We start from the raw sequence: 14719 nt of genomic DNA on the forward strand, positions 1-14719 counted from the left end.
CCGGGTCGTCACAGGGTCGTCAAAGTATGCCCAGCTCGCGGGCCCGGATCAGGGCCTGCCTGCGGCTGGACACGCCCAGCTTGCGGTAGATGCTCTTGAGATGGGCCTTCACCGTGTTCACCGACAGGTAGAGCTGGGCGGCCATCTCCGGGACGGTCAGCAGGCTGCCCAGGTAGTGCAGGAGCTCGGTCTCCCGCTGGGACAGCGGTTCGGGCATCACGGCGGACAGGACGGTCCTGGCCCGGCTGGTCTCCACCGTGCCGAACGCGCCGAGCAGCTCGTTGACGAACCGCGGATGCGTGGTCAGGAACGACGCGTGCCGGGTGAGCAGCCCCCGCGCCGCGTCGCCGATCCGCAGGAACGGCTGACGCAGCCCTTCGGGCTCGGCGAGTTTCAGCGCGTGCTCCAGCGTGCGGGCGGCCTCGTCCCGGTCGCCGAGCCGCTCGTGCGCCACCGCGGCCAGGACCCAGGCCTGCAGCCGCTGGTCCAGAAATCCGGGGGCGGTGCCGCGCAGGGCCGGGCCCAGCGCCTCCAGCGCCCCGCGCGGCTCGTCGTCGGCCAGGTACAGCTCGGCCTGGGCGACCAGCAGGTGCACCGGTACCGAGTCCGCCTTCAGGCTCTCCCGCAGCAGCTCCAGGGCCCGGTCGCGCTGCCCGACGGCCGCCAGCAGGCGGATCGTCTCCCCTCGCGGGTAGGGGGCGAACACGTGGGTGCCGGCGACCCGCCGCACGTCGTCCTCGGCCATCTCCATCAGGGACAGCGCGCCGTGCGGGTTGCCGCGCAGGGTGAGCACGAGCCCCTGCACGAGGCGGATCGTGCCGCGTACGGCCGACTCGCCGACCCGGACCGCCTCCTCGGCCCGGTCCAGGTACTGGTCGGCCTCGTCCAGCCGGTTGTGCAGGTAGTGCACCCAGCCCAGCGCGTGCCAGGCCTCGGCCATCTGCGCCGTCTGTCCCCAGCCGCGGCGCTCGGCCAGCTCGGCGGCCTGGCCCGCCACGCGCACCGCCTCGGTGGGCCGGTCCTGCGCGGTCAGCACTCCCGCGAGCTGGCTCAGGCACCCCAGCGCGATGTACTCGCGCCCGGCCCTCCTGGCCAGCGACAGGCCCTCCCGCAGGTGCCGCTCGGCCCGCGCCCGCTCGCCCGTCCAGTACTCGGTGATCCCCAGCCGCAGCCGGGCCAGCGCGCGTACGTCGTCGCTGACCAGGCCGGTGCCGTGCGCCGAGGGCGGGGCGTCCAGCAGCGGGCCGGCCGCGGCCCTGGAGGCGGCGACGTCCCCGGTGAGCTGGGCGCGGTCGAGCCGGGCCATGGCCATGGCCGCCTCGAACCGGTGCCGTCGCTCCGGGGGGAGGTTCGCCGCGGACTGCTCGGCCAGCCGGATGTCCAGGTAGGCGCCGTCGGTGTCGTCGCCGGCCAGCCGGGTGGCCGCGCGGATGGCCGCCAGCTCGGCGTCGGCGGCGATCACCTCTTCGGGGACGCGTTCGAGCAGGCCTCGCAGCGACGCGATCTCCCCGTCCAGGAACAGCCGCAGCCACAGCGTGCCCATCAGATCGCTCACCCGCAGCCAGTCCGCGGCCGAGAGCGAGTGGTGCAGCGCCTCACGGGTCAGGCCGTGCTCGGCGTACCAGCTCGCCGCCCGCCGGTGCAGCTCCGGCACCATGGTCAGGGCGCGCCGGCGCAGCTCCAGCCGGAGGGTGTCGGCGAACAGCTGGTGGTAGCGGTACCAGCCCTCCTGCACGCTGGTGAACGTGTTGGCCCGGGCCATGTCCTCCAGCAGCCGGGCGGCGTCCTCCCGGCCGGTGAGCGCGTGGGCGAGTTCCCCGGTCATCCGCTCACAGACGGAGGTGCGGAGCAGGAAGTTCAGGATGTCCTCGTCCAGGCGGGTGAGGACCTCGCTCATCAGATACTCGGCGACCACCCGGTCGTCCCCGGCGAACTCCGCGACGAACCCGGCCGGGTCGGCCCGGTCGCGCAGGGAGATCGCGGCCAGCCGCAGCCCGGCCGGCCAGCCCTCGGTCCGCGTGCGCAGCACGCCGACCTGGTCGGCCGACAGGGCCAGGTCGGCGTCGGTGAACAGGGCGCCGGCCTCCTCCTCGGTGAAGGCCAGGTCGGCGGTCCGTACCTCGGCCACCTCGCCCGCCACGCGCAGCCGCGCGATCGGCAACGAGGGCAGGAACCGGCCCGCCAGTACCAGCCGCAGTTGCGGCGGGGCGTGCTGGATGAGGAACTCCAAGCCCTGCAGGACGGGCTGGTGGCTCAGCTCGTGCACGTCGTCGAGGACCAGCACGAGTGGCTCGGGCAGCTCGCCCAGCGCGTTGACCAGCAGGGCCGGGAACATGTCCAGATCCGGCCCGGGTGTCTGCGGCGGCCGGAGCGTGGTGAGCGGATGGTCGTCGGGTACGGCCACCGCCCGCCGCACCGCCGCCAGCAGGTAGGTCCACAGCCGGATCGGGTCGACGTCGCCGTGGTCCACCGTGAGCCAGGCGGCGGGGTTCGGCGGCCCGGCGCGGTCCAGCCACGACGCCAGCAGCAGCGTCTTGCCCCAGCCAGCCGGGGCCGCCAGCACCGTCACCCGGCGCTCGGTGGCCCGGTTCAGCCGGTCGAACAGGAAGGGCCGGGACATGAGATGGCCCGGGATGGACGGCGCGGCAAGCTTGCCTCGCAACAGTGGGCCACTCATCCCATGATGCGTCGCGGCGACGTCGGTCATGTGATCACTCCGGGTAGCGGTGCTTAATCTCTGCCCCCCGTTGATACGACCTGGTCAGGAACGACTGATACGACCTGGTCAGGAACGACAATCGTACCTACCGCCGCCCCGCGGGCGGCATGTGTGATATGGCCGAGAGAGGTGATCACGGCCCGTGTGCCCCCGCCCTCGACGAATCTGCAGGTGGCCTCCACCTTCGGCCCCATCGAGCCGCCGGCGAAGTGCCCCTCCTCGGCGTGTCGCCTGAGCTCGGACACGGTGACGGTGCCGAGCGGCCGGGCGTCCGGTGTGCCGTAGCCGAGGACGGCGTGTTCGACGTCCGTGGCGATGACCAGGACGTCGGCGCCGAGCGTTCGTGCCAGGAGGGCCGCGGCCAGGTCCTTGTCGATCACGGCCTCCACACCGCGCAGCCGCCCGCCGTCCCGGACGACGGGGATGCCGCCGCCGCCACCCGAGACCACCACGAACCCGGCGTCGGCCAGCGCCGACACCGCCGGCGCGTCGATCACCTCGACCGGGTCCGGTGAGGGAACGACCCGCCGCCAGCCCAGGGGCCCGCAGTCACGCCAGCTCTGGCCCCGCCCGATCAGCTCCCGCGCGCGGGACTCGGGAAGATACCCGCCGACCGGTTTCGTGGGGTTCGCGAATCCCGGGTCGTCACCGCGCACCAGCGTCCGGGTCACCACGGCCGCGGTGCGGCGCGCCACGCCGCGGGCGCGCAGCGCGTCGTCCAGCGCGTTGAGCACGCTGAAGCCGATGGTGCCCTGGGTCTGCGCCCCGCACCAGTCGAGCGTCACCGCGGGCAGCGTGGCTGCGGCCAGCTCGTTCTTGGCGAGCAGGTTGCCCACCTGGGGGCCGTTGCCGTGGGTCACCGCGACGTCGGCGCCGGCGGCGACGAGGTCGGCCACCGACTCCATCGCCCGGGTGATCGCGGCCACCTGGTCCTGCTGCCGGGCGCCGCCGTCGGGGGCCGTCATCGCGTTGCCGCCCAGGGCGACCAGCACGCGCATCACGCCTCCCCGTCCGTGCGCCGGTCCAGCTCGTCCAGCCATCCGCGCACGCTCACGTTGTGCTGGCCGAGCACGGGCGGCGCGGTGTGGGCGGCGCGCCCGCCCCCGTCGAACCGCAGCGGCGGGCCGGGCAGGCGGATCGCGCCGAGCACGGGGTGGTCCACCTCGATGACCAGGCCCTGCGACCTGGCCTGCGCGGACTCGTAGACGGCGGCCAGGTCGCGCACGTCGCCGCACGGGACACCGGCCTCGCCGAGCACCGCCAGCCAGTGCGCCTTCGGGGCGGCGCCCAGCGCCTTCTCCACCTCCGCGGTGAGCTCGTCGCGGTTGACGGTCCGGGCGGCGCCGGTGGCGAACCGGGGATCGGCCGCCTCCAGCCCCAGCACGGCGGCGAAACGGCGCCACAGCGAGTCGTTGCCCACGGCGATCTGCACGGCCCCGTCCGGGCACCGGAACAGCCCGTACGGGGCGATCGACGGGTGGTGGTTGCCGGTGGCCCGCGGTACCTCGCCGGCGACGGTGTGGCGGGTGCCCTGAAAGGCGTGCACCCCCACGATCGAGGCCAGCAGCGAGGTGCGCACCACCGTGCCGCGGCCGGTGACGTCCCGCTGCCGCAGCGCGGCCAGCACGCCGAACGCCCCGTACATCCCGGCGAGCAGGTCGCCGATCGGCACGCCGACCCGGGTGGGCTCATCGGGGGAGGGGCCGGTGAGGCTCATCAGCCCCGCCTCTCCCTGGGCGATCTGGTCGTACCCGGGCCGTCCGGCCTCGGGCCCGTCGTGGCCGAACCCGGTGATGGACAGCACCACCAGCCGCGGGTTGATCTCGTGCAGGCGCTCCGCGGAGAAGCCGAGCCGGTCCAGCGTCCCGGCCCGGAAGTTCTCCACCAGCACGTCCGCGCGGCGTACCAGGCGGGTGAGCAGCAGCCGTCCCGCGTCGGACTTCAGGTCGGCGGTCACCGACTCCTTGCCACGGTTGCAGGACAGGAAGTAGGTCGACTCGGGGGCGTCGGCGGGACCGGCGAAGGGCGGGCCCCAGCCGCGCGACTCGTCCCCGCCGTCCGGCGACTCGACCTTGATCACCCGGGCGCCCAGGTCGGCCAGCATCATCCCGGCGTGCGGGCCGGCCAGCGCGCGGCCGAGGTCGACGACGACGACGCCGTCGAGCGGCCCGCCCGGCAGGCCGGCCGGCGGCTCGCCCGGCGCGGCGGCCGTCACAACCAGTCCACGTCGGCATGCGCCCGGGCGTCGGCCAGCCGCGCGTACCCGGGGCCCCGGTCGAAGAACGCCTCCCGCCCGGTGCGCCCGGCGCGCGCGAGCGCGCGCAGCTCCCGGGTGGCCTCCTCGTCGACCCGCGGGCCGTCGGGGGTGTCCAGCACCACCACGCCGTAGTCGTCGCGGGCACCCCGCGGGGACACCTTGCCCCAGCGGATGTCGCGCAGCACCGCGGCGGTCTCCCGGTCCAGCGGGTCGCCCCAGCCGCCGCCTCCCGTCGTGCGGATCCGGATCACCTCGCCCGCGCGGACCGGCTCGTCGTCGGCCAGCGCGTCCACCTCGCGCTCGTCCGGCCCTCCCGGGTCGATCGTCACCTGGAACGGGCGCCCGGCCTTGCCGCCGCGCACCCCCCAGCAGGCCAGGATGGACCGGTCGGCGATGGACATGAAGGACGCGTCGCGCAGCATCCGGATGTGCTTCTCGTAGCCGAGGCCGCCCCGGTACTCCCCGGCGCCGCCCGAGTCGACGGCCAGGCCCAGCCGCTCGACCAGGAACGGGAAGCGCGACTCGGTGAACTCCGACGGCAGGTTCCGCGAGTCGGGGACCACGTGGATGGTGTCCTCGCCGTCGGCGTAGTACCGCCCGCCGGAGCCGCCGCCCAGCACCTCCCGCATCAGGTACGACTCGCCGTTGGCGTCCTCGCCGTACACGCCCGTGTACCGGATCGTCTCCTGGTCGGCGGGCATCCGCCCGTCCACCGCCTTGGCCAGCACCCCGGCCAGCACGCCGAGCAGCCGCAGGATGACGAACGTCCGCGCGTTGGTGGGAGCCGGGAAGACGGGGGTGAGCAGCGTGCCCGGTGGCGGGAACCGCATCTCGATCAGCGGGACGACGCCCTCGTTGACGTCCAGTTCGGCCATCCGCTCGGGGGTGTCGGCCAGGTTGCGCAGGATCGGCGCCAGCCACTTCTTCAGGAAGTTGCCGTCCGCGTAGTCCCCGCAGTGGTTGATCGGCCCCTTCGCCTGGGGTGACGTGCCGTTGAAGTCCAGCACGATCTTCTCGGCGGTCTTGGTCAGCGTGATCCGCTGGGTGTGCAGCCGCGGCTCGTCCACGCCGTCGTGCTCGGCGTAGTCCTCCCACACGTAGGTGCCGTCCGGGATCTTGGGCAGGATCTCGCGCCGGTACGTCTCGGTGGTCTTGTCGATGATCGCGTCGAAGCAGGCCTCGACCGACTCCCGCCCGTACCGCCGGAACAGCTCGGCCAGGCGTTCGGCGCCCATCAGGCAGGCCGAGCACTCGGCGTCGAGGTCGGCGGCGAGCGAGTCCGGCATCCGCGAGTTGCGGGTCATGATCCGCAACGCCGCCTCGTTGCGCCGCCCCTGGTCCCACAGCTTGATCGGCGGGACCATCAGCCCCTCCTCGTAGACGCTGCGCGCCGCCGAGGGCATCGACCCGGGCACGCAGCCGCCGATGTCGTCGTGGTGGCCGAAGGCCTGAACGAACGCGACGACCTCGCCGTCGTGGAAGACGGGCACGGTGACGCACAGGTCGGGCAGGTGGCCGATGCCGCCCTCGGACAGGTAGACGTCGTTGTGGAAGAACACGTCGCCCGGCCGCATGGTCTCGATCGGGAAGTCGCGCGCCACCGGGTGGACCAGCGCGGAGTACGACCGGCCGGTCAGCTTGCGCAGCCTCCGGTCGTGGATGCCGGCCCGGTAGTCGTGCGCGTCGCGGATCATCGGCGAGCGCGCGGTACGGCCGATGGCGGTCTCGACCTCCATCTCGATGGAGGCCAGCGAGCCCTCCACGATCTCCATGACGATGGGGTCGGCGCCTTTGGCGGCGGCGGTGGCGGCGGTGTCGATGGGAGTGGTCACGGGGTGGCCTCCGTCCGGGACACGATGACATTTCCGAACTGGTCGACGACGGCGCGGAAGCCGGGATGCACTGGGACGGTCGAGCCGAAGTCCTCGATGATCAGCGGGCCTTCCATGACGTCGCCGGGGGACAGCAGGTCGCGCCGGTAGATCACGGTGTCGACCCAGTCGTCGAAGAACACCGGCCTGACGCCGGTGCGCGCGCGCTCGGGGCCGCCGTCGCGGGCCGGCAGCACCGGCACGTCCGGCCTGCGGATCGGGCCGATGCCGGTCGCGCGCAGGTTGACCCACTCCACCTGCTGGCGCGGGTCGTCGCGGAAGCAGTAGCCGTACAGCCGCTCGTGCGCGTCGTGGAAGGCGTCGGCGACCCGCCGGGCGAGCCCGGCGTCGACCGGCCCGTCCGGCACCGGCACGCGCACCTCGTAGGCCTGCCCGAAGTACCGCAGGTCCGCGGTGCGCGCGAACCGGTGCTCGGCCGCCGCGAACCCCTCCCGCTCCAGCGCCGCCGCGGCCTCGGCCCGCAGTTCCGTGTAGATCGCCTCGACCCCGGCCGGGTCGAGGTCGTCGTGGCGGCAGACCGCGGTCCGCACGTAGTCGTTCTTGACGTCCACGGTGAGCAGCCCGAACGCGGACACGTTGCCCGGGTTGCGGGGCACCATCACGGCGCGCAGGCCGAGAATGTCGATCAGCCGGCACAGCAGCAGCGACCCCGATCCGCCGAAGGTCACCATGACGAAGTCGCGTACGTCCAGCCCGCGCTTGACCGTGATCTGCCGCAGGGCGTTGGCCTGGTTCCACGCGGAGATCTCCAGGATCCCGGTGGCACAGGTCTCCAGGCTGAGGCCGAGGGCCGCGCACAGCTCCGACAGTCCGGTACGGGCGGCCTCCAGGCTCAGCGGGATCTCCCCGCCCAGCAGGTGCGGGGGGATACGGCCCAGCACGACGTGCGCGTCGGTGATCGTCGGCTCGGTGCCGCCCTTCTCGTAGCAGAGCGGGCCGGGGTCCGCGCCGGCCGAGCGCGGGCCGACCTTGAGCGTGCCCTCGGGGGAGATCCACGCGACAGAGCCGCCGCCCGCCCCGACCGTGGCCACGTCGATCATCGGAATCTTGGACGGGAAGGCGCCCACCGTCCCCTCGGTGGTCAGCGTGGGCTCGCCGGACAGCACCACCGACACGTCCGTGGAGGTTCCGCCCCCGTCCAGGGTGAGCACCCGGTCGAACCCGGCCAGCTCCGCCAGCAGCGCCGCGCCGAGCGCCCCGGCGGCGGGGCCGGACAGCACCGTGGTGATCGGCTGGTGCACCACCTCGTCGGCGGACAGCACCCCGCCGTTGCTCTTCATCACGTAGAACGGCACCCGCCGCGGCGTGTCCTCACCGCTGTCGGTGTAGGCGTCGAGGCGGTCCTTGATGGTGGAGATGTAGCGGGTCACCTTGGGTTTGACCGCGACGTCGACCAGGGTGGTGACCGACCGCTCGTACTCGCGGTACTCCCGCAGCACCTCCGAGCTGATCGACACCACGCAGCCGGGGTGCTCGCGCGCCAGGATCTCGCGCATCTCCAGCTCGTGCGCGGGGTTGGCGTAGGCGTGCAGGAAGCACACGCCGACCGCGCCGATGCCCCGCTCACGGAACCACCGGGCCACCGCCACCGCCCCGTCCTTGTCGAACGGCCGCAGCTCCTCGCCCCGGAAGTTCATCCGGCCGCCCACGGTGCGGACCAGGTCGGCCGGCACGATCCGGTGGGGTTTGACCCAGAAGTAGGAGTTGCCGTACCCGTCGGGCACCGACTGCCGGGCGATCTCCAGGACGAACTCGTACCCCTCGGAGGTGATGAACCCGAGGGAGTCCACCTTGCCCTCCAGCAACTGGTTGGTGGCGACGGTGGTGCCGTGGCTGACCGCGGACAGGTCGGCCCCGCCGAGCCCGAGGCGCTCCAGGATCTTCCGCACCCCCGTCATGAACCCCTCGGCGGGGTCGGCGGGGGTCGACGGCGTCTTGGTGGTGAGCATCTCCCCGGTCCGCTCGTCGAGCGCCACGACGTCGGTGAACGTGCCTCCGGTATCGATGCCCAGTCTGATCCGGGGTCTGCCGATCCTGTCAGGCATTCAGGAGCTCCTTTCCCGCCTGGCGGCGGCATGGCCCGGCGCGTGAGCCGGATGGTGGAAGGGGGTGCGGGCCGGGGCGGTGAGGTCGTCCCGGTAGCGGGTGTAGAGGCCGGTGTTGCGGTCGGCCAGGTGGTCGAAGACCTGCGGGCGGTCCGATCCCGGGCTCATCGCGACGAGGGCGCGGGGCTCGAGGCGGGCCGCGGTCCACCCCTCGTGGCTGGTGCCGCGCGCGATCACGTGCGCGACCGGGGTGACGATGAGCGAGTTGCCGAAGTACAGCGTGCCGCCGGGGTCGGCGCCGGTGGCGTTGGCCGCGATCACGAAGACGTGGTTGTCGTAGGCCCTGGCCCGGGTGGTGAGCTCCCAGATGTCGGCGGAGCGCAGCAGGGCCGAGGGCCGCACGAGCACCTCCGCGCCCCGCACCGCCTGGATCCGGCTCAGCTCCGGGTAGTCGCCGTCGAAGCAGATGGTGAAGCCGATCCGGGCCAGCGGGGTGTCCAGCACGGTGACCGAGTCCCCCGGGGTGACCCAGCCGCCCCGGTCGCGGCGCTCACCGGGGAACAGATGGGTTTTCCGGTAGGTGCCCAGCAGGTCGCCGGTCGGGCCGATCAGGACGGCCGAGTTGTACACCGTGCCCCGCTCGGGGCCCCGCTCGTAGGTCCCGGCGACGATGTGCGCGCCGTGCTCGGCGGCGGTCCGCCGCAGCGGGTCGAGCATCGGGCCGTCGGCCGTATCGACCAGGTCCCACAGTTGCTCGGCCTCGACCCCGGGGGAGAATCCGGTGGTCACCGACTCGGGCAGCACGATCAGCTCGGCGCCGGTGGCGTCGGCGCAGCGTTCCGCGTACGCCGCGGCCCTGGAGCAGTTCGCGGCGATGGTGGCGGTGGTGAGGGGGGACGGGTCCGGGGCGACCTGGACGGCCGCGGCGACGAACGACCTCACGACCGGTCACCGAGCAGGGTGATGATCACGAGGGCGGCGGCCGTGCAGGCCAGGGCCAGCACGGCGCCGAACACGGCTCCCCTGGCGAACCCGGCCGCCGACCCCGCCGACCCCGCCGCCACCGGTGCCGCCGGTGTCGCCGGGCGCTCCCACGCCGCCGGGAGCGGCCGCGCGGGGGCCGCGGGGGCCATGAGGTCCGCGGGGGCCGTGAGGTCCGTGGGGTCCGCTCCGCGGTCCGCACCCGCCGTACCTGTTTCGGCCGCCGTACCCGCCGCGACCGCCGGGGCGGTCAGGGCCGGTGCCCTGCCGGTCAGCACGTCGTCCACCGCGGTGAAGAACTCCCTGGCGGTGCGCTTGGCCACGGTCGACAGCACCCGCTGCCCGACGCCGCCGATCATGCCCCCGACCACGGCGTCGGCGTCGTACTCCAGCAGGGTGTGCCCTCCGGCCTCCTCGGTGAGGCTGACCAGCACGTCGGCGCTGACCGTGCCCGGCCCGCCGCCGCCCGAGGCCCGCAGTACGAAGGAGTTCGGCGGCCGCCGGTCGGTCAGCCGCACCTCGCCCTGGTAGGTGCCCTTGATCGTGGCCACTCCCGCGGTCACCGTCATGCGGTAGGCGGACGGTTCCGTCTCCTCCAGCCCCTTGCAGCCGGGGATCGTCCTGGACAGTACGGCGGGGTCGTTGAGCGCGGTCCAGACCTCGTCGACGGGCGCGTGCAGTACGGCGCTCCCGGTGACCTTCATCGGGGATCCTCCTTCTCGGCTTGGCGGAACGGGCCGGTCTCGCCTTCGGCGAACCGCTCGCGCAGGTGGAACAGGTCGGACGGCGAGATCGGCATCCGGGTGACGGGGAACCCCTCGGCGTCCTCGACCGCCGAGGCGATCAGCGCCGACACCGGGATGACCCCGGCCTCGCCCGCGCCCTTGATACCGAGCGGGTTGAGCGGCGAGGGCGTCTCCAGGTGGTCGGTCTCGATCCGTTCGGGGACCTCGGTGACGTAGGGCATCAGGAAGTCCATGAACGACGCGTTGAGCAGCTGGCCGCTGTCGTCGTAGGCCATGCGCTCGTACAGCGCGCCGCCGATGCCCTGGGCGACTCCGCCGTGGATCTGGCCCTCGACGATGCGGGGGTTGATCAGCGTGCCGCAGTCGTGCACCACGCAGTACCGCAGCACCCTGATGTCGGCCGTCTCCGGGTCGGTCTCGACGATCGCGGCGTGCATGCCGTTGGCGAAGGTCGACTGGGTCGGTGAGTAGAACGCCGTGGCCTCCAGCCCCGGCTCGTCGTCCGGGGCGACCGGCGGCCCGTCGGTGGTGCCGACGCTGAACTGCGTCGCGGCCTTGGTCTCCTCGTCGAAGGCGTAGCGCAGCGGGTTGGACAGCACCGCCACCGTCCGCAGCGGCATTCCCGGGCCGGGCGTGCCGCGCACCCGCACCGTCGAGTCGACGATCTCCAGGTCGCGCGGGTCGGCCTCCAGCGCCTCGGCGGCGATGCGCAGCGCCTTGTCCCTGACCTTCTTCGAGGCCAGCCCGATCGCGTTGCCGCTCATCACCGCGGCTCGCGAGGCGAACGTGCCGACCGCGTACTTGAAGCGCCGGGTGTCGCCGGTGGTCACCACCACGTCCTCGATCGGCACGCCCAGCGTCTCGGCGGCGATCTGCGCGAACACCGTCTGGTGACCCTGCCCCTGGCTGGTCAGCCCGGTGGACACCACGACCTTGCCACTGGTCTCCACCCGGACGTGGCCGCCCTCGTACGGGCCGACACCGGTGCCCTCGACGTAGCAGGCGAGCCCGATGCCCACCCGCCGCCCCTCGGCGCGGGCCCGCTCCCGGTACGCCGGGAAGTCGTCCCAGCCGATCAGCCTCTTGAGCTTGGCCAGCGACTCGGGGAAGTCACCGGAGTCGTACCGCAGCGGCCTGCCGTCCTGGAACGTCAGCCCGAAGTCGTAAGGCATCTCCTCGGACCGGATCAGGTTGCGCTCCCGCACCACGGTCCGGTCCAGCCCCAGCCGGGCGGCGACGGCGTCCATGGTCCGCTCCATCGCGAAGCAGCCCTGCGGGCGGCCCGCCCCCCGGTAGGGCGTGACGATCAGCGTGTTGGTGTACAGCGAGTGGAACTCCACCCGGTAGGCGCCCGGTTTGTACGGCCCGAGCAACTGGGTGGAGGTGATGATCGGCACGATGATCCCGTACGGCGTGTAGGCCCCGTTGTCGTGCAGGATCTCCACGTCCAGCCCGAGGATCCGGCCCTCGTCGTCGAAGCCGACCCGGACGGTCTGCAGCTGGCCGCGCTCGTGGGCGGAGGACACGAAGTGCTCGCGCCGGTCCTCGGTCCACTTGACCGGCCGGCCCAGCCGGATGGCCGCCCAGGGGACGAGCACCTCCTCCGGCCACGGGTGCACGATCTTCACGCCGAACCCGCCGCCGACGTCGGGCGCGGTCACCTCGACCCGGTCGACCGGCAGCTCCAGCTTGGCCGCGAGCGCCATGCGCAGGCTGGTGGAGGTCTGCGTGGACGACCACACGTGCAGCGACAGGTCGTCGGCGTCCCAGCGCGCGTAGACGCCGCGCCCCTCCAGCGGTGTGCAGGCGCTGCGCTCGATCTCCAGGTTCAGCTCCAGCCGGTGCGGCGCCGCCTCGATCGCCGCGCGGGCGTCGCCGAACCCCTGGACCAGATGGGCCGCCACGTTGCCGGGGACGTCCTCGTGCACCAGGCGCCCGGCGTCCCTGGCCGTGCCGATGCCGACGACCGCGGGCAGCTGCCGGTAGGTCACCCGGATGCGCTCGCAGGCGTCCTCGGCGGCGTACCGGTCGCGGGCCACCACCATGACCACCGGCTCCCCGACGTGTTTGACCTCGTCCCCGGCCAGGCAGTAACCGGTGCGCGGATGCGTGAGCGCGGGGTGCGGGATGAGCACCGGCAGCCGCTCGGCCACCCGGCCGGTCAGGTCGTCGTGGGTGTACACGGCCAGCACGCCGTCCACGTCGAGCGCGTCGGTGACGTCGATGTCCGTCACCTGGGCGTGCGCGTACGGGCTGCGTACGAACGCCGCCGCGACCGCGTCCCTGCCCAGGTCGTCGAGGTAGCGACCGCGCCCCGTCACCAGGCGCGGGTCCTCGCGGCGGCGGATCGGCTCGCCGAAGATCCTCGTGGTCATGAGCTCCTCCTCCCGCTCTCCGGCCGCGCGGCCCGCGACGGCGCGGTCTCCGCCTGTCCGGTCTCGGCGTGTCCGGCCTCCGCCTGTCCGGTCTCGGCGTGTCCGGCCTCGGCCTGTCCGGTCTCCGCCTGTCCGGCCTTCATCAGCTCGGCCGCCCGCAGTACGGTGCGCACGATGTTCTGGTAGCCGGTGCAGCGGCACAGGTTCCCGGCGATGATCTCCCGCGCCTCCTCCTCGGTCGGCCGGGGGTTGTCGCGCAGGCAGGCGGTGATCGTGGTGACGAACCCCGGCGTGCAGAACCCGCACTGCAACCCGTGGCAGTCGATGAACGCCTGCTGTACCGGCCCCGGCGAGCCGTCGGGGCCGGTACAGCCTTCCACCGTGGTCACCTCGCCGCCCGCCGCGCCGACCGCGAACAGCAGGCAGGCGCGCGTCGGCCGCCCGTCGAGCAGCACCGTGCAGGCGCCGCACACACCGTGCTCGCAGCCCACGTGCGTCCCGGTCAGTCCCAGGTCCTGGCGCAGGAAGTCCGACAGCAGCCTGCGCGCGGGCACCCGCGCCTCGCGCAGCACCCCGTTGACCGTCAGCGAGACGAGGTGCAGTTCCTCGGTCATGGTTCCTCCCGTTCCGCGGCGTCGGTCGCGGCCTCGGCCAGTACGCGGCCGGTCAGTACGCCGACCAGGTGCCGCCGGTAGGCGGCGGTCGCGTGGATGTCCTCCTCGGGGTCGGTCAGGTCGCGGGCGAGCCGCCCGGCCGCCGCCCAGTCCGCCGTGCGGTACGGCCGCCCGGCGACGGCGTCGGTGAGATCCAGCACCAGCGGGGTGGGCGACACCGACAGGTACGCGGCCCTGGCCCGGGTGACCCGCAGGCCGTCGTCCAGGGTGACCAGGGCGCCGACCCCGCACATCGCGTAGTCGCCGTGCCGCCGGGCGGCCTCGGCGAACGCGGACCCGGTGCGTCCGGCCGGCCGGGGAAACCACGCCGAGACGGCCATCTCGCCCGCCTCCAGGCACGACTCCAGCGGGCCCGTGAAGAACTCGCCGGCGGTGACCGTGCGGCCGCCGTCCCTGGAGGCGAGCTCCACCGTGCCTTCGAGCAGCGCGAGCACCGCGGTCATCTCCCCGGAGGGGTCGGCGTGCACGAGCGAGCCCACCGTCGTGCCGCGGTTGCGGATCGTCGGGTGGGCGACGTTGACCACGGCCCGGCGCAGCAGCGGGACGCTCGCGTACGCCTCCGCGTCGTGTTCCAGGGCGGCGTGCCGTACCGTGGCGCCCACCCGCACCCCGTCCGGGCCGGCCTGGATCCGGTCAAGCCCCGGCACGTGGTTGACGTCCACCAGATGGGCGGGTGCCGCCAGGCGCATGTTGAGGATGGGGACCAGGCTCTGCCCGCCGGCGAGTACCTTTCCCTCACCGCCGGTCCGGTGGAGAACGTCGAGCGCCTCGCCCAGGCTCGCCGGGCGGTGGTAGGCGAAGGGCGGCGGCTTCACACGCGCCGTCCCGTACGGCTCCGCTCCCCGCCCCGGGGGCGCTCCACCGCGGTCTCCGCCCCGGCCGTGGCCCGAGGTCCTGGTGTTCCCTGCATGACGTACCGCCGTCCCGCTCTCGGGCGCCCCGCTGTTCCGGAAGATGCCGGCCCTCGTCATCAGGTGTTGTGGGCGCGTGAATACGTTCGCCCTTCGGCGTTCTCCGGGGCATCACCCGA

10 protein-coding genes are annotated in these 14719 nt (G+C 73.4%); all 10 read right to left on the minus strand.

Annotated elements, in window-relative coordinates:
- Positions 1-19: 19 nt before the first annotated feature.
- The 10 genes from AB0N02_RS00805 to AB0N02_RS00850 are packed head-to-tail and all read right to left on the minus strand — an operon-like array spanning position 20 to position 14504.
- A complete protein-coding gene (locus AB0N02_RS00805) occupies positions 20-2677 on the minus strand; it encodes a LuxR C-terminal-related transcriptional regulator (protein WP_363940957.1) in 2658 nt (885 codons plus the stop codon).
- 53 nt (positions 2678-2730) lie between these two features.
- On the minus strand, positions 2731-3717 hold the full coding sequence (locus AB0N02_RS00810) for a carbamate kinase (RefSeq protein ID WP_363940960.1): 987 nt from the start codon (positions 3715-3717) through the stop codon (positions 2731-2733).
- Positions 3717-4934: a CoA transferase gene (locus tag AB0N02_RS00815; protein ID WP_363940962.1), complete on the minus strand. Its 1218-nt coding sequence runs from the start codon at positions 4932-4934 to the stop codon at positions 3717-3719. Before AB0N02_RS00815 ends, AB0N02_RS00810 begins: the two co-directional genes overlap by 1 nt.
- Positions 4931-6808, minus strand: a complete 1878-nt coding sequence (locus tag AB0N02_RS00820; RefSeq protein ID WP_363940964.1) for a hydantoinase B/oxoprolinase family protein — start codon at positions 6806-6808, stop codon at positions 4931-4933. The genes AB0N02_RS00815 and AB0N02_RS00820 overlap by 4 nt, the downstream gene beginning before the upstream one ends.
- The gene (locus AB0N02_RS00825; protein ID WP_363940966.1) at positions 6805-8913 is read right to left on the minus strand and encodes a hydantoinase/oxoprolinase family protein; all 2109 of its coding nucleotides are present in this window, start codon (positions 8911-8913) and stop codon (positions 6805-6807) included. Before AB0N02_RS00825 ends, AB0N02_RS00820 begins: the two co-directional genes overlap by 4 nt.
- A complete protein-coding gene (locus AB0N02_RS00830) occupies positions 8914-9855 on the minus strand; it encodes a carbon-nitrogen hydrolase family protein (protein WP_363940969.1) in 942 nt (313 codons plus the stop codon). It lies immediately after the preceding gene.
- Positions 9852-10598, minus strand: a complete 747-nt coding sequence (locus AB0N02_RS00835) for a carbon monoxide dehydrogenase subunit G (protein ID WP_363940972.1) — start codon at positions 10596-10598, stop codon at positions 9852-9854. The genes AB0N02_RS00830 and AB0N02_RS00835 overlap by 4 nt, the downstream gene beginning before the upstream one ends.
- Positions 10595-13015, minus strand: coding sequence for an aerobic carbon-monoxide dehydrogenase large subunit (cutA, locus tag AB0N02_RS00840; protein ID WP_363940975.1), 2421 nt, complete (start codon positions 13013-13015; stop codon positions 10595-10597). Before cutA ends, AB0N02_RS00835 begins: the two co-directional genes overlap by 4 nt.
- Entirely contained in the window at positions 13012-13629 is a 618-nt protein-coding gene (locus AB0N02_RS00845; RefSeq protein WP_363940977.1) for a (2Fe-2S)-binding protein, read from the minus strand. Before AB0N02_RS00845 ends, cutA begins: the two co-directional genes overlap by 4 nt.
- A complete protein-coding gene (locus AB0N02_RS00850; protein ID WP_363940980.1) occupies positions 13626-14504 on the minus strand; it encodes a xanthine dehydrogenase family protein subunit M in 879 nt (292 codons plus the stop codon). The genes AB0N02_RS00845 and AB0N02_RS00850 overlap by 4 nt, the downstream gene beginning before the upstream one ends.
- Positions 14505-14719: the final 215 nt, after the last annotated feature.

Source organism: Streptosporangium sp. NPDC051022, from assembly GCF_040683035.1.
GTDB lineage: Bacteria > Actinomycetota > Actinomycetes > Streptosporangiales > Streptosporangiaceae > Streptosporangium.